The 14,962-nt window shown below is 62.6% G+C and carries 12 protein-coding genes and 2 pseudogenes; 6 read left to right on the top strand and 8 right to left on the bottom strand.

Going from position 1 to position 14,962, the window contains the following annotated elements; genetic code table 11:
* Positions 1-222 precede the first annotated feature (222 nt).
* Both ACZYZ5_RS05490 and ACZYZ5_RS05485 read right to left on the bottom strand, forming a co-directional pair.
* Positions 223-576: a hypothetical protein gene (locus tag ACZYZ5_RS05490; protein WP_463899839.1), complete on the bottom strand. Its 354-nt coding sequence runs from the start codon at positions 574-576 to the stop codon at positions 223-225.
* A 44-nt stretch (positions 577-620) separates the two neighbouring features.
* Positions 621-2,273 carry a serine hydrolase domain-containing protein gene (locus ACZYZ5_RS05485; protein WP_463899837.1) on the bottom strand — a complete coding sequence of 551 codons (1,653 nt, stop codon included), beginning with the start codon at positions 2,271-2,273 and terminating at the stop codon, positions 621-623.
* 365 nt (positions 2,274-2,638) lie between these two features.
* Here ACZYZ5_RS05485 and ACZYZ5_RS05480 point away from each other — a divergent pair.
* Positions 2,639-2,749: pseudogene (locus ACZYZ5_RS05480) on the top strand (ATPase, T2SS/T4P/T4SS family); the annotation flags it as partial.
* 600 nt (positions 2,750-3,349) lie between these two features.
* On the opposite strand, the gene ACZYZ5_RS05475 reads toward ACZYZ5_RS05480, so the two are convergent.
* The 3 genes from ACZYZ5_RS05475 to ACZYZ5_RS05465 form a co-directional block, all read right to left on the bottom strand.
* A complete protein-coding gene (locus ACZYZ5_RS05475) occupies positions 3,350-3,676 on the bottom strand; it encodes a hypothetical protein (protein WP_463899836.1) in 327 nt (108 codons plus the stop codon).
* A gap of 388 nt (positions 3,677-4,064) precedes the next feature.
* Positions 4,065-4,580, bottom strand: a complete 516-nt coding sequence (locus tag ACZYZ5_RS05470; protein WP_463899834.1) for a pentapeptide repeat-containing protein — start codon at positions 4,578-4,580, stop codon at positions 4,065-4,067.
* Positions 4,577-4,960, bottom strand: a complete 384-nt coding sequence (locus ACZYZ5_RS05465; protein WP_463899831.1) for a hypothetical protein — start codon at positions 4,958-4,960, stop codon at positions 4,577-4,579. Before ACZYZ5_RS05465 ends, ACZYZ5_RS05470 begins: the two co-directional genes overlap by 4 nt.
* Positions 4,961-5,657: 697 nt before the next feature.
* Here ACZYZ5_RS05465 and ACZYZ5_RS05460 point away from each other — a divergent pair.
* The 5 genes and pseudogenes from ACZYZ5_RS05460 to ACZYZ5_RS05440 all read left to right on the top strand — a co-directional run.
* Positions 5,658-5,858 (top strand): annotated as a pseudogene (locus tag ACZYZ5_RS05460) (CpaF family protein); the annotation flags it as partial.
* A gap of 83 nt (positions 5,859-5,941) precedes the next feature.
* Entirely contained in the window at positions 5,942-7,093 is a 1,152-nt protein-coding gene (locus ACZYZ5_RS05455) for a GTP pyrophosphokinase (protein ID WP_463899829.1), read from the top strand.
* A gap of 426 nt (positions 7,094-7,519) precedes the next feature.
* Positions 7,520-8,854, top strand: coding sequence for a DUF499 family protein (locus ACZYZ5_RS05450; RefSeq protein WP_463899827.1), 1,335 nt, complete (start codon positions 7,520-7,522; stop codon positions 8,852-8,854).
* Positions 8,855-9,414: 560 nt separating this feature from the next.
* Entirely contained in the window at positions 9,415-9,780 is a 366-nt protein-coding gene (locus ACZYZ5_RS05445) for a hypothetical protein (RefSeq protein WP_463899824.1), read from the top strand.
* A 598-nt stretch (positions 9,781-10,378) separates the two neighbouring features.
* A complete protein-coding gene (locus ACZYZ5_RS05440; RefSeq protein ID WP_463899822.1) occupies positions 10,379-11,122 on the top strand; it encodes a hypothetical protein in 744 nt (247 codons plus the stop codon).
* Positions 11,123-11,285: 163 nt separating this feature from the next.
* Here ACZYZ5_RS05440 and ACZYZ5_RS05435 read toward each other — a convergent pair whose 3' ends face one another.
* Genes ACZYZ5_RS05435 through ACZYZ5_RS05425 form a run of 3 tightly spaced genes read right to left on the bottom strand, consistent with a single transcriptional unit; the run spans position 11,286 to position 14,961 of the window.
* A complete protein-coding gene (locus ACZYZ5_RS05435) occupies positions 11,286-12,980 on the bottom strand; it encodes an alpha-amylase family glycosyl hydrolase (RefSeq protein WP_463899821.1) in 1,695 nt (564 codons plus the stop codon).
* Positions 12,977-13,888 (bottom strand): carbohydrate ABC transporter permease, encoded by a 912-nt coding sequence (locus ACZYZ5_RS05430; RefSeq protein ID WP_463899819.1) that lies wholly within the window; start codon positions 13,886-13,888, stop codon positions 12,977-12,979. Before ACZYZ5_RS05430 ends, ACZYZ5_RS05435 begins: the two co-directional genes overlap by 4 nt.
* Complete coding sequence (locus ACZYZ5_RS05425) at positions 13,885-14,961, bottom strand: carbohydrate ABC transporter permease (RefSeq protein ID WP_463899818.1); 1,077 nt, start codon at positions 14,959-14,961, stop codon at positions 13,885-13,887. Before ACZYZ5_RS05425 ends, ACZYZ5_RS05430 begins: the two co-directional genes overlap by 4 nt.
* Position 14,962: the final 1 nt, after the last annotated feature.

Below are 14,962 nucleotides of genomic sequence, written 5' to 3'. Positions count from 1 at the left end.
CCGGAGGCGCTGAAACTGCTAGGACCGATGCGAGGATTAGTGCCGATGCCGGGGCAACCGGGTGAACTACCGACAACAACGGTTTCTTAGGGAGGCATGCGTCGTCAGCCGAGGAACTGGAAGAACGCCGCCGCGTCCTCGGGACCCGCCCCGGGCGCGCAGGAACAAAAAGAGAACCCCGCAGCGCGGGCGCTGCGGGGTTCCCCTGTGGCTGGATGCCGGTTACTCGGAACCGGGTTTCTGTTCCCGGTCCCGGAGGTTCTTCTTGATCTCGTCGAACTTCTCCTTGATGACCCGTTCCGCCTCCGAGAGGGTTTTTCCCGCGCTGCTCAGGGGATCCTTCTGGAGATAGACGTTCTGACTGACGGGCAGGTCGTACTCGTCCTTGAGGTGCGTGCCGCCGCCCACTCCCTGAAGGGACAGGTACACCATGGCGTCCGTCCGGGCAACGCCGGAGAGTGTTCCGAAGACAACTGTGAAGTCGTTAGATTCAAAGCTCACAGTATGACCGATATGGCTGCGGTCCAGGTCACCGGCTGCTACCGGCTTCTCGGACTGACTTCCGCTGTAGCTCATGAACTTCTCCTAATAGTCGAGGGACACGTACCACTGCAGTCTATCTACGGAGCCCGGCAAGGTCCCGCGGTTCCGCTTCCGGTGAAGCAGTCGCGGAAGCGTTCAGTACCTCCTCTCAGGGTGCTGCCCGCGACCCCCGCATCGTCACCAGCAGCCAGACCGTTCGGGGGGACCGGCCACAGGATCGCCAGCGCAAGAACCGGCACCAGAAAGACGCCGACGTCGGGGAACTGGCGGACGACGACGAACAGGTGGGTGTCGAAGCGGGCGGGGGCGTAGCTGAGGCACAGCCACAGCGCGAACCCGTCGAGGGCGAGTGCCGCGGCGGCCCAGGCCAAGAGAATGCGCCGATGCCCGGCAGGGGCATATCGCCGCCGCACCAGGAAACGCAGCACCAGCCACAGGCTGAGCAGCTCCGCCAGCAGCAGTCCGAGCGCGACGGCCCAGCTGTAGCTCTGCAGCCAGTCCTCGTGCACCACCGCCGGCACCGGCGCCTGGCCGTGGAGAATCCGCAGGAGGTTGGTGTCGATCGCCTTCAGCCGCGACGGGGCAGCCGCGTCATTGCCGTTGATGACCAGGGCGACGCCAAGCCGGGCGGACGGAACCATGGCCAGGTAGGTGTGGCTGTTGCCCCATTCCCCCTGATGCTCCAGGAGAAGGGGCAACGTCCCCTCCGGGACGGGCGGTGCTGCGGGATCGGCGGACTCCACCAGCGGCCGGGCGAACCAGCCCATGGCGTAGTGCTTGGATCCGTCCACCTGCACGCGCGGCTCGAACATCGCCTCGATGCTCTCGGGCTGGAGGATCCGGGCGTCGCCGTCCCGGCCGCCGTCGAGCAGGGCCATCAGTTCGCGGCTCAGGTCCTCGGCCGAGGAGTACATCGTGGACGACGGCATTCCGGTGGTGGGAGCGGGGACGTCGGTCTGGCGCCACCAGGCGCCGAACCACCGCGAGTAGCCGGCAGCCGCGTTGTCTGCGCGGGCATCAGCCCGGGTCGGATGGCTGTCGGCCATCGCCAGGGGTCCGAAGACGTGCTGCTCCAGGTAGTCGCCGAACGGCTGGCCGGAGACGGTCTGCACGAGGAGGCCCGCGGTGTTGAAGTTGGCGCTGGCATACCGGAAGGCCGTGCCCGGTTCGCCGGCCAGCGGGGATTCTGCCAGGGCCCGCACCCCGTCTTCGAGGGCTTCCGGGCCCTGCGCGTCGGAGGCCTCGAAGGCCGTGTCCTTTGAGGCCATGCCGCTCGCCTGATGGAGCAGGTGGCGGACGGTGATGGCTGACGAACGGCTGTCGTCCAGCGTGAACCAGGGCAGGTAGGTCCGCACCGGCTCGTCCAGCCGCAGCCGGCCGGCCTCAACCTGCTGCATCACGGCGATGGCGGTGAGGGTCTTGCTGGTGGAGGCCAGCAGCACCGGCGTCCGCGGGGTCAACGGCCGTCCGGAGTCATCAGCGCGGCCAAAGCCCGCAACGTGCACCCGGACCCCGTCCTTCACGACGGCGACGGCAGCGCCCGGAAGTCCGAGGACCTCGATCTGCTCCTGCAGGAAGGAGTCCAGTTCCGCGTAGGCCTGCTCGGGATTCGCGGGTCCGGTGGCCGGCGCGGCGGAGGGGGCAGGTGCCGGCGGCGTGGCGCCGCCAAGGATTGCCGCGGCCAGGAAGCACAGCAGGAGCCAGCGCGATGATATGGATGTTATCCGCATGCCCGCACCTGCACTTCGGCTGACCGTCTCTTCACGGTATGACCGGGTCAATGGGAACACAATGGCGCGCACAGCGCCAGAGGTGGCTCTGACCGACGCAGCCTTCGTCTGCCGGCATCGTCCGTCGGACTGGGGCTGCCTACGAGGCACATATCCGGAAGGCCGACGGGACATTAGCGACGATTAAATTGGACGCCTCGTTCAACGTCACGGGCACCGAAACGGGCAAGCGACGCTCACGGCCTCGTGCACGCTCTGCGGGGGGCTCACGACGGGGCGGCCGGTGGCTCGATCTTTCGCGGAGTAAGCCTCAGGGATTGTCAGGCCGCGTTCTTCCATGACCGCGCTGAGGCGGGTGGGTAGGGCTCGTTAAGGAAGCCCTGCGCAAGCGGCCGGACCGGCTCGTGGTCGGAGAGGTCAGGGAGGCCGAGAGCCTGGACATGCTCATTGCTCTGAAGTCGGGCCTCCCCGGTATTACCTGTGGGCAGGGAGGACAAGGTGCCCTGAACCGTCTTTCCTTCAGGAGCTTCTGGGAGACGTTTCGAACGAGCACGTTGCGAACTGAGCGGCATCATTCGTCGATTGTTGCCCCGACAAAGCGCAGTCGCAAGCGGCAAGGATGTAAAAACAGCGAGGACTGGAAGACGACCGTAGAGGACACGGTCAGCAGCCCTCCGACTTACAGCGAGCCCACCAAAGCCGACTCTGTAGAGCAAGAGCCGCTGCTTTCCTGGGCCGGTACCGGCGCTGTGGCGTGGCGCATCAAGAGCCATAGTCCGGGCGTCACAGCCTCCGCACGCGACGCTCCAGCTTCGACTAAAAGTATTCGGTCGTGATTTTGGCTTGCTCACTTCCTCATTCAGACCCACGGAAGGAGAGGCACTCAATCTTCAGCAATCCGGCTGAAGAGACCTGGCAAGCGACAGCGAGCTCGGCAAATACGCCGTCAACGCCATCATTGAGATCGCGTCCCGCTAGGCACTTTAGAACCTCAATCTGGTATCTCGTGATTGTGCTACTAAAAGCAGAACCGAAGAATGTGCGTATTCGATTCCTGTGTGCCCCGGATTGTTCGACTAGAGGGCGCCGACGACGAGGGGTGATGCGACCAGTTTCTGTGCGATCCAGACGCGTTCCAGGTAATCGCGGATTGGGTTGCCCTGGTTATCAATGTCGGATGACCGGGCCAAATCAATGTCGCGGAGTGGTCCGTCGGGTTGCCACGAGACTCTCAGTGGAAACTGCACCTGAGCGTTGTGTTTTTGGGTAAGTTGTACATACCGAATCGATCCGGACTGGGGCTCGCGCAGCACCCAGGAAACGGGTTCTCCGGCCTCCCGCAGGATTGTGCCGCTAGGCAGGTCCTCCAATTGAAGTTTTGAGTGAACCACAGTATTGATCATCTCCGGCTCTTTCGTCTTAAACCAGCTTCAAGTCGCCCGATAAAGGCTAGGAGGACACTATCAGCATCGCGATCCAAAATGATGCTGTCGGCAACATCCACATACGCAGTCCCCTACCCTTTTGTGCGGATTTCTGAGGCTTCTCCCGGGCCTAAACGTGACAGCACGTCCCGGCACGTATCGGTTCATATGAACACAGGGCTTCTGAGACTAACTCCTCCCAAAGACGCGCGGTCCTTGGCCACGCGCGCCTGTGCCAGAAAGCTACTCCCTCGCGAAGATGTCCCGCCCTGCGCAATTCGCTCCTCGCCTGACCCCTCACTGTGGCTGGCCGCGCATCTTCGGGGGTGTTCGGAGCGAGGGCAGAAGTTCTGTTGTCCCGTCTTCGTCAGAAGCCTTGGGGTATGCAGTTCTCGTATTGAACAGGAGGGGCCCGGAATCCGTCTGGCCATAGTATCGCCCCATTGCAAGTGTTCGTAAGGTTGGCTTTCTCCAGGTTGCGGGCGCCACGAAAATCTGCCCCGCCCAGATCTGAACTGCTGAAGTCAGTTCCCTCCAGGTCTGCGCCTCCGAAGTTCGCCCAGGACAAGTCCATCTTGGACATATTGGCATTCTTTAGGTTTGCCTCAGAGAAGTCGGCATAAACGAAACATCTTTCCACTATTTCCTTGTCCTTGCAGCCGAAGTGAAGACCTTGCAGGTTCATCCCTTCGAGGTCCACGCCCTGGAAAGGCATCGCAGTCGCACCTTGAATGTAGACATCTCTGACAAATCTCAAATCCGCAGCTCGTTCTTGGCGAACTGCTATGTTGTTTTCCCACGTGAGCGCCACAGCTAAAAGAAGCCCACCGCTCAGTGCCCCGCCAATAAGTCCAGCAAGGAGGTCATGAGTGAAGGGCTTCATCGTTCGTTCCTAACCACATGCGTTGGAGTAGAGCAGAGGCCGGGATCGGACCTGCTGTCGGTCGTGGTCGCCGCATCCGTGCTGAGCTTCATTGCGTGGTACATCATGGCCACCTCAGCCTCGGGCAGGTCTGCATTGCGGAAGCCCCTAGCGATGGCTCGCAGTCGCTCTTCGCTAATGATCTTTAGTGTCTTTTTGCCCAGTTCGCAGCGGCGGAGGCCTAGCGAGGTGCTGATGGCCTTGTCAGGGGACTCCCCGGCGAGGTAGGCCTCCGGCTTGAGGCTCATGGGCTTTGTGGGGCTCGGCACGTAGCCGATCGAGCTGCGGTCGGCGTCGCAGATTTCAGCCGTCAGGCCGGAGGCGTCGGCTTCGGAAGTCATTCTCGGTATGGTCATGAAAGCTCCTCCGATTGGCCGGCCGCCGCAAACGGCCGGTGCCTGCCTCTCCCACGCATGACGCCGTGAGTTTGACTCATTGTGGCCTTCATTCTGGACGTTTGTAAATGACACGTCCTGGCGCCGAGACCGCAGGGGTTGTACGCGCCCCGAGCTTGTATTGGAGCCGCTGAGTCACTGACACGAGAATGGCTCCCCGAATCAGCCACGCCTCCACCACATCAGCGAATGCTACGTTGAACCTCTCCAGTAGACTGGCCGATTCGCATGCTGCCGACCACCACTAAGGTCACCGCCGTGGTCACGAAATCTTCGCGTCAGGGTCTCTTTTGGATATTGGTCGCTTGATCGCAAACAATTCAAAGAGGCCCTGACCTCTTTCCCGCCGCACCGGAAACGGCCTCCCCGCGGTGCCAGTCTCGAACCGCCCTAATCACGCTCATCTGGGAAGGCCGGATTTGTTGACTTCCGTCAAGGGGCGGTATTCCAAGATTGTCAATTTTGAGGCGGACTTCCAGGGCGCCGTGTTGTTAATCTTCGTCCGGACTGCGCCCGGTTCCGGCGGCCGACTGTTAATATAGGAGCGGGCTGGACACGATCCGCGCTGGCCTTTGTAGTTGGCAGTTACCGATACCTTCCACGCCGGGGCCTAGGAAAAGGGCCCCGGGGATAGATAAAGGTCGGCTCGCGGCTTCAAGTGGTACTCCCTGACGTTGCCCGCCGGCGCTGGGCCATCAACGACCGGAGATTCGCGGTCAAGGCAGGCTGGCTGGAGCATCTTGTGGAGCTGGGCACCCTAACGCCGCAGGTGGCGCGCTTCCTGGGGGCAGCCGTTGCGAGCGGACTCAACATCTTGGTCTCTGGTGCCACGCAGGCGGGAAGGCGACAAGCCGTATATACGCCCGTTGCGACACGGTCCGAGCCCGGGACTAATGAGACTGCCATGCGGTCTGCAATTATGTCCATGTGACCAACACAGCACTGCCGAGCATCTCGGCCGAAGACGCCATCGACGAGTTCGACTTTTTCGAGCATCGGCGGATAGCCGAAGAGGAATATCGCAGGGTTCAAGGCGGCTATGAGGACCTTGCCCTAACGGTCCAAACCCTAATGTTCAAGGCCTTGGAAGAATCCCGCATCAAGGTTCACTCAATTGAACAGCGGGCGAAGTCTGCCGAGAGTTTCGGAAAGAAAGCATCCAGGGCGCAGGACGCGGAGCCGGGCATCCCAAGGTACCCGAATCCACTTGACGATATTCAAGACATGGCTGGGTGCCGTGTTATTACATTCTTCCTCAAGGACATTCAAGAGGTTCAGAGAGTCGTTGCGGACCAGTTCGAAGTGGTTGAGCGGGCGAACAGGTCCTCATATCTCAGGAGCTCGGGCAAGCCGGGTTACGAGAGCTATCACTTCCTGGTAGGGCTCACGGAAGGACGTCTCTCGTTGCCGGAATATGCTCGGTTTCGCGGAATGCGTGCTGAAATCCAGCTCAGGACTATCCTTCAGCATGCATGGGCGGAGATCGAGCACGACATCCAGTACAAGTCAGTCGATGTTCTCCCCGAATCGATCGGTCGCCGATTTATGGCTCTTGCAGGAATGATCGAAATCGGAGATCGGGAGTTCCAAGCCATCGCGGATGCCCATGAGGAGGTGCGCCAGCAGGCTGCGACTTCGATCGAGGAAGGCAGGCTGTCTCAGGTGGAGATCACACCCGACTCCCTCAAAAACTACCTTGACAAGACTTACGGTCCGGACGGTCGCATGAAAGAATTCGGCTACGAGTGGACGGCCGGGATGTTGAAGCGAATGGGTTTCCTTACTCTGGATCAGCTGGATGAATGCATCTCGCCGTACGACGATGATGCGGTGAGCCGTGCCGCGTCGGGGTCGCGTCAGGGGCAGATTAGTAGACTGGAATTCGTCGTTCTCGCGGCGATAGGCGAGGACCGGTTCGCAGCCAACCATCCTTATAACACGCCAGACGGCATGCCCGACTGGTTCGGCGCTTGGCTCCAGAGAAGTTTTCGCAGGATCCAGGAAGCCTCAATTCCGACGGGAACATACGTGCCCGGATCGAGCGGCGCGGTGCAGCAGCGCCCCTTAATAGCAACATAACTCGGGGACTACATCAGGCACATATCGCCGTCGACATCGGCGACTGCGGCGATGCCCTTTTACGTGCTGAGGCCGCGCAGCGCTTGTACCCTGGCAAGCCGAACCACGTTCCTGACGGTCCGGAAGTTCCCGCGCCACAGAAGGTGACATCGGGATCCTCCAGCAGCGCAGGGTGAGTTCGATTGTCGCCCAGGGTGTCGACGATCAAAATGTCCGGGCGGTGTAATGCCGACGGTTGAACAGAGAGGGACCATCCGGAGCGAGACCGGATGCTGAAGCCCCTGTCCTAGTCCGATTTGCCTCTTCCAACTTTTCGGTGGACTTCAGCGATTCCTTGTCGGTTTCGTCTCTTGGGGTCCCAATGCCTTCTGCTCCTATTTCCCGTTCCTTAACGCTCTTATGGACGCCTGTGATTATGTACCCCAAGTGGCTGCCGTCGTGGTGATGATTCGCTCCGAACTTGACGAGCGCGGCTACCCATTCCAGGCCGAAGATTTCCGGGATTACGTGGCCCAGCGCTTGGTCCGGAATGGCTCAACAGTCGCGGTCACCGAGGCGCAGGACTTCGCCTCAATCATCCGCCGCAGGCTGTTCGAGCTTCCTGCCGCCGGAGATCTCCCAACCGATGAGCTTGCAGGGGACTTTGCACGCAGCGCAGAGGGCGGATGGCGCGAGTCGGTCTTCGACAGGCTCGGCGCTAACCGCGGCACCGTGGGATTGCCGGAGCGGGTCGCCGGCAGCTACCCCTTCCATCCCGACCTCATGCGTCTTGTGCGCGACGAGTGGTCGCAGGTGCAGGGCTTCCAAAGGGTCCGTTCTACGGTGGCGATTTTTGCCCGTACCGCACTTCACTGGGTTGCTGAGCACCAGGCTGGCCGTTGGGCCCCGGCACTCATCGGGGTAGGTGACATCCCGCTCACCGTAGCCCTCGAACAGCTGCTGTCCTCCGGTCTCCTTCTCGGTAACGACCGCGCGATCCAGGGCTACCGCGCCGTTGCAAGCACCGACGTCACCAGCAGCGACGGCAGCGGCGGCCGAGCCGTCGGTGTCGACAAAGTACTAACCCGCAACGGAGTCAGCCTCGGCCAAGACGCGCCCGCAGTCCGGATGGCCACCGCTCTGTTCTGCTACTCGCTAGTCGGTCGGTCTCAAGGACGCCGAGGGGCCATCAAAGCGGAGTTGCTAGCAGCAGTATTCGAGCCGACCAACTCTGGTGCGGCGATGTACACGGCAGCCGAGGACGTCTTCAACGCTCTAACCGGCGACGAAGGCCTGGATGCGCTCGAGATCACCACGCCATCAAATGCACCGGCTAGGTTCTACCTGTCCATTAAACAGACTCTGCGCATGTATTTCACCGCCGCTATGGCAACAGTGAAGCCTGAGGAACGCGACGAGCTTGTGTGGGAGACTGCGCAGAAACAGGCGAACAAAGGCTCGTTTGATGATGTTTTCTACGTCGATAAACCGGACAATGAGAACGCTCCGCTGGACTCGGTCTTCGATGGGGACTCCAGCTCAAACCGCCTGGTCGTCCTCGACCCACGCCGCTGGACCCCCACTGATCGTGGTGATTCTCAGGGGGCGCCGGAGCTGAAAGTCCAGGCGTTCCTGGAACTCTTCCCGTGTCCACTTGCCGAGCTCGAAGACGCTCTTCCCAACAGTCAGTATCGCCCGACCGCGACCAGTCCAGAAGCTGACCCGCTCCTCGGAATACGTGACATTTTCGGCTCTACGAAGCATCCCCAAATACCTACCTGATCAGTCAGCCGGACAAGCTGCCTGCTTTCCGTTCTGAATTGACCTGAGCCTACTACTCAGAGCTGTCGCAGCTGATCCAACTTCCGCCACGTGAAGATACGAACGATCTTTGCAGTTGAAGGTATTGGGGAGAGTGGCGAGCGGATCGCTCGTTCCTCTCTAGACGGATACTCGTAACGATTCATACGGTGGCTCCGCGACTTGTCATCGCGTGAGATGATTCCTGCAATCGTGCGCAACGCACGTAAACCGAATGCATCATTGGGGGACACAAATTGAACGACAGAAAGCGCTTTCCTGCCCTTGCCCTGATTCCAGCCCTGGGGCTCGGCATATCCCTGGCTGCCTGCGGGGCACCTGCAAGCGGTCCCACAGTCCCGACAGTTACACCGGTCAATGCTTCCACCGAGTCGGCCGCATCTACGTCCAGCGCGGCAGCTACTACTGCCGCGTCCACTCCGGCTGCAGCGACGAAGTCAACCCGGGGCAATCTTGTCAAGACTCTGGGCCAAGCGGCGGGCACTTCCGATCCGACCACCAAGAAGCAGTGGGCCAACTTCGTGGTCAGCGCTATCCAGCCGGTGACGTGCACGGAGCCATACGCTACGGCACCGACTAACGGCCACCTGATCGCGCTCGACATCTCGATCACCACGACGCCGGACCTGGCATCCGCGTCGTATCCGATGTTCGGCTTCTCGCCCAACGACTTCAAGTTCATCGATGCGGCCACGGGCACCACGTTCAACGGAAGCCTGGGCACAGCGGCCACGTTCGGCTGCCTGGCTAACGGTGCCACGCTGCCCGTGAACGGTGTGGGCCCGGATGAGAAGGTTACCGGCAAGGTCATCCTCGACGTGCCGGGAACCACTGGCACACTCGTGGTTTCACAGTTGGGCGAGGCGGCCTGGGAGTACAACTTCTAGGCCCTAACCGACAAGCGCGGCTGACTGTCCGTCAGGAGTCGCCCGCGAAGTCCCCTCACTCGCGTGTGACGCTAAGTTTGTACTGTGCCTGAAGAATCTTCGGGCTGCCCGGAATGTGCACTACGCACGTCATTCGCATACCTGATGACCGTGGATGTGAACCTTTCGATCTTAAAGGGACGCAGATTCCGGTGGAACAAGGGACAACGCTCGGCTGGCTACCCAGTTTTGCCAGCGGATCAGCATTGCGCTCCGCGCTGTAGTCGCTCGACAAGGTTGCAGGTGTCACCGACGGTTTTGGCTGCGTTTGGGTCAGCGTTCGCCGTTGACATCTGTACAGTGCGAGGTCACAATGCACCTACCGTGCCGTAGTAGCCGCGCGTTTCGGTCGCCGACCACCACTGCGCTTATGGATCACGAACTAAAGAGCCAGACCAAACTTCCTGCTCGTTGAATGGTGGATCGAATGCGGCGAACATATATCGTTCTGAACGGCAAAACGAGACCTCTGTCCTCAGCGAACAACGTGACTCATGATCTGGGTGATTATCGATTCCGATACATCAAGAGCCCATCTGATGACAGAATTGGCAAGATTATGGAGATTTCGCTCCCCACTCCCGGCGCCGAAGAGAAGACCACGGAGGAGGAAGTCGGTAATGCTCCGGCCAAGAAGCAGACTTCCGGGGACGGGGGGACGGCCGGACTCGTTGCGCCCGCACCCGCCGTGATCCCCGAACGATATTGGGCGAACTTAGACTCCAAGGGGGAGCAAGCTAGGCTATCCGGGAAGCTGATTGAAGACTTAAATCGCAGGCAAAATGACCACAACCTTACGGTTGCTTGGACAGTGTCCTCGGAAGCGGCTCTCTTCTCAGTACTCGACATAGAACAACAGCGAGAGTTCGCAAGACGCCTACTGAAGCGAAAGGTGCAGCTAAGTAAGGCTGAGGTCCGACACTCTCTCGAAAACATCAGGATCGAAAAGAACCGTGTGGAACTGGGTGCGCAGGCTGTCGCCTTGGCGCAGGAGTCAGTCGCAGCGATGCAGCGAATGAGATCGATAGCAAAATGGGCTCCGGCAATGCTGGTTGCAACCACTATCTTTGCGGCATTGCTGATCTGGTTTCAGGTCTCCCGAATACCTCAGAGCAATGGATACGAATTGAGCCTATTCGTTTTTGTTATGGCGCTCTTCGCCGCATCACCTGCTGTTATTCTCCTGTTCGAGCGACCTCTCAAGGGGCTTGATGATTGGAGCCCTTCTCCGAAGCCCGATGATTCAAAAAAGGCTGGGGATTCATCGACGAAATCAGCAGCCGATACCAGCGCCAAGATATGAGGCGTGACCGGACTGCGGCGGGACTGCTTTCCGGCGTTGATCGAACTCCGGCGTTGGGGTTGGGATCTTAAGCAGTCTCGACTGGACACCGACCGCCCACCACTCCAGCAGCACCGTGCGCCCTGACCAGGCCATTCCCCACACCGTTCAGGCCACTGGACCTTCAGCCCTTCCACACCCACGCGGCGTTGTTCGGCTGCAGCCAGCCGTCCTCGGCCAGCGGCGCGGCGCTGAGCAGCACCGTTCCGGCCGGCAGCTGCACCGGCTCGGTGCACATGGCGACGGCGACGAAGAAGTTGGGGCTGCGTTCGCAGATCAGCAGGTTTCCGGCTTCGACACGCCAGGTGCCGCCGTCGTTCGGGCCGAAGACCTCGTTCTTCCACAGCAGCCGGCGCAGCTGCAGCGCCTTGGTTACCAGCGCCAGTGAGGACTTCGGGTCCTGCTCCTGGCGTTCGATCGCGTGGGTACCCCAGGCCGCGGGCTGGGGAAGCCACGGCTCGGCCGCCGGCTCGGTGAGCGAGAAGCCATGGTTGAGCGCGGCGGCTTCGGTCCAGGGCAGCGGCACGCGGGCGCCGTCCCGGCAGACGCCGCCGCGGGCCCACATCGGATCCACCCGGGCCTCAAGCGGGACGTCGACCTCGGGCAGCCCGAGCTCCTGGCCCTGGTACAGGTACGCGGGGCCGGGCAGGCCCAGCAACGCCACGAGCGCCGCGCGTGCCCGCAGGGCACCGACCTCGCCGCCGCCAAAACGCGTGACGGAGCGGACGATGTCGTGGTTCTCCAGCGCCCACGTCGGGGTGGCGCCGTGCAGCCGGCGTGCGGCTTCGAGCTCGTTCCCGGCGGCGGCCCAGGCCGCAGGATCCCAGCCGAGCTTCACGAACGCGAACGCAAAGGCCTGCTGCATCTCGTCGGGCCGGGTATAGCGGGCGGCGCGGGCCGGTTCCAGGTTGACCTCGCCCACCAGCAGGCGGTGCGGCTCATACTCCTCGGCCAGGGTGCGCCAGCGGCGGTAGACCTCGTGGACTTCCTCCTGGTCCGAGACCTGCGGGTTGGACCGCAGCCCGTCCACCACCCCGCCGGCGGAGGGGGAGTCGGGCAGGCCCTCGGCCTTGAACAGGGCATGGGCGACGTCGATCCGGAGGCCGTCCACGCCCTTGTCGAACCAGAAGCGCAGCACGCCGTCGAAGTAGTCGCCGACGGCGGGGTTGCGCCAGTTCCAGTCCGGCTGCCCGGCCGAGAAGAGGTGCAGGTACCAGTCCCTGTCCGTCTGCGAATCCGGGTTGGCGCGGCTCCAGGCGCGGCCGCCGAAGACGCTCTGCCAGTTGTTCGGCGGGACATCGCCTTCGGCAGCGCCGGCGTCGGGGGAGTCGGCAGGCCCGGCACCCGGGCCGCCGCCGTCGTCGGGCATGCCCTCCGGACCGGGGACAAAGTGGAACATGTCCCGTTCCGGGGAACCCGGGGCGGCCGCGAGGGCCTGCTGGAACAGCGGGTGCTCCGAGGAGCAGTGGTTGGGGACGACGTCGAGCAGCACCCGCAGGCCCAGCACGTGCGCCTGCTCAAGGAGGGAATCGAACTGTTCCATGGTGCCGAACAGCGGGTCCACGCCGCAGTAGTCGGACACGTCGTAGCCCTGGTCCACCTGCGGGGAGGGCTGGAACGGGGTCATCCAGATCCCGTCGACGCCGAGGGAAGCGATGTACGGCAGCCGGGCGGTCAGCCCGGCGAGGTCGCCCACGCCGTCGCCGTCGCCGTCGGCAAAGGAGCGCGGATAGACCTGGTAGATGACGGCGGACTGCCACCACTGCACGTCGGGCGTGAGGGTGGTTTCCTCGACGGTGCCGGATTCAACAGGGCTCATTTGCTGGCGCCCGCGGTAAGGCCCTCGACGATCCGGCGCTGGAAGATCAGCACCATAATGACCAGCGGGACGGTGACGATCACGCCGGCGGCCATCTGCTCGCCGAAGGGCGCCTGGAATTCGGTGGCGCCGGTGAACTTGGAGATCGCGACCGTGGCGGTCTGGATCTTCGGGTCGTTGATCATCGACAGGGCGATGATGAACTCGTTCCAGCTGTGGATGAACGTCAGGATCGCGGTGGTGAAGACGCCCGGCGCGGCGAGGGGCAGCAGCACCCGGCGGAACGCCTGCCACTTGGTGCAGCCGTCGATCATGGCGGCCTCCTCGAGGTCGAACGGCAGGGCCTTCATGAAGGTGGTGAGGTTCCAGACCGCCAGCGGGATCGCGAAGGACAGGTTCGGCACGATCATCGCCTGGTAGGTGTTGATCCAGCCGACGTCGGTGAAGAGGCGCAGCAGCGGCACCACGACGGAGATGCCGGGGAACATCGAGGTCGCGATGATGACGCCCAGGATCACCGACTTGAAGCGGAAGTTCAGCCGGGAGATGGCGTACGCGGCGAACACGCCCAGGACCAGCGCGAAGGTGGTAGTGGTGCCGGCGACGATCAGGGAGTTCAGCAGCGCCTGGCCGAACATCGTGGAGCCGTCGAAAACCTTGGCGTAGTTCTCCAGCGAGAACGGCGCCGGCAGAAGGGTGTTATCGAAGATGTCCGCGGTGCGGCGGAGGCTGGAGACCAGCATCCAGTAGAACGGGGCCAGGCAGTAGGCGAAGATCAGCGCCAGGCCGGCGTAGACGCTGTAGGAGCGCCAGGTGCGCTTGGCTTTTGGCCGGCTCGACGGCGGCGGTGTGGCGGGGGCGGCGGCGCCGGAATCAACAGCGGCGTTGCGGAGGTCGGAGATGGTCATCGGGTGGCCTCGGCCTTCTTCTGGTCAGAGTTCGACTGTTCAGCGGTCGCCTGTGTCTGGTTTGCCGCGAGGCGGTTCTTCCGGGCGTTCTTCTTCGACAGCAGCTTCAGTTCCTTGGCGCCGGTGACGTCGGCGCCGAGGACCTTCACGAAGACGATCGCGACGACGGCGACGTACAGGAAGAGCATGACGGCGAACGCGGAGGCGGAGCCGTAGCGCAGCTGGTTGGATTCGTCCCAGGCCAGCATGGAGAGCGTTTCCACGGATTCCTTGCCGGGGCCGATCAGCACGAAGGGCAGGTCGAACATGCGCAGGGCGTCGAGCATGCGGAACAGCACGGCGACCAGCAGGGTGGGCTTGACCAGCGGGAGGGTGATGGAGCCGAGCTGGCGCCACCAGCCGGCGCCGTCGATTCGGGCGGCTTCGTAGACCTCGCCGGGGATGATCTGCATGCCGGCGAGGACCAGGAGGCCGATGAACGGGGCGGTCTTCCAGACCTCGGCGATGATGACGGCGAGCTTGGAGGCGTTGCCTTCTGCGGTCCAGAGGATTTCGCTGCCGAGCAGGGTGTTGGCGATGCCGTCGGACTGGAAGATCCAGCGCCACAGCAGGCCGGAGACGGCGGTGGGGACGGCCCACGGGACCAGGATGCTGGCGCGGAGGAAGGACCGGCCGCGGAAGGCGCGGTTCATGGCCAGGGCCAGGCAGAGGCCCAGGACGGTCTCGAGGAACACCGTCGTGACGGTGAAGAAGGTGGTGTTGGCGAAGGCGTTCAGGAAGCGCCGGCCGGATTCGCCGACGAAGAGGTCGGCGTAGTTGGCCAGGCCCACGAAGGATTCGACGTCGGAGACGAAGCCGTCCGCGTCCAGGCCGGATTCGGCGCGGAACAGGGACTGGTGCACCGCGGAGAGCAGCGGGTACACAATCACCAGGGCCAGCACCAGGAGGGTGGGGGAGAGCAGCATCGCGGCCATGCGGCCTTCACCGGGGGAGCGGTTGCCGCGTTTGCGGGGCCCGGGGGCGTGGGGCGTGCCGGTCTGCGCGCCGGCGGGCGGGGCGGTCGTCGTCGTCATG

This window comes from Pseudarthrobacter ribosi (assembly GCF_055412865.1).
The sequence above is the reverse complement of the archived record's forward strand: the minus strand, read 5'-3'. Positions and strand labels throughout refer to the sequence as shown.

Bases quoted from the DNA above. Each gene is read 5' to 3' on its own strand.
- ACZYZ5_RS05490 (WP_463899839.1), bottom strand. From the start codon at position 576: ATGAGCTACAGCGGAAGTCAGTCCGAGAAGCCGGTAGCAGCCGGTGAC.
- ACZYZ5_RS05485 (WP_463899837.1), bottom strand. From the start codon at position 2,273: ATGCGGATAACATCCATATCATCGCGCTGGCTCCTGCTGTGCTTCCTG.
- ACZYZ5_RS05475 (WP_463899836.1), bottom strand. From the start codon at position 3,676: ATGATCAATACTGTGGTTCACTCAAAACTTCAATTGGAGGACCTGCCT.
- ACZYZ5_RS05470 (WP_463899834.1), bottom strand. From the start codon at position 4,580: ATGAAGCCCTTCACTCATGACCTCCTTGCTGGACTTATTGGCGGGGCA.
- ACZYZ5_RS05465 (WP_463899831.1), bottom strand. From the start codon at position 4,960: ATGACTTCCGAAGCCGACGCCTCCGGCCTGACGGCTGAAATCTGCGAC.
- ACZYZ5_RS05440 (WP_463899822.1), top strand. From the start codon at position 10,379: ATGGAGATTTCGCTCCCCACTCCCGGCGCCGAAGAGAAGACCACGGAG.
- ACZYZ5_RS05435 (WP_463899821.1), bottom strand. From the start codon at position 12,980: ATGAGCCCTGTTGAATCCGGCACCGTCGAGGAAACCACCCTCACGCCC.
- ACZYZ5_RS05430 (WP_463899819.1), bottom strand. From the start codon at position 13,888: ATGACCATCTCCGACCTCCGCAACGCCGCTGTTGATTCCGGCGCCGCC.
- ACZYZ5_RS05425 (WP_463899818.1), bottom strand. From the start codon at position 14,961: ATGACGACGACGACCGCCCCGCCCGCCGGCGCGCAGACCGGCACGCCC.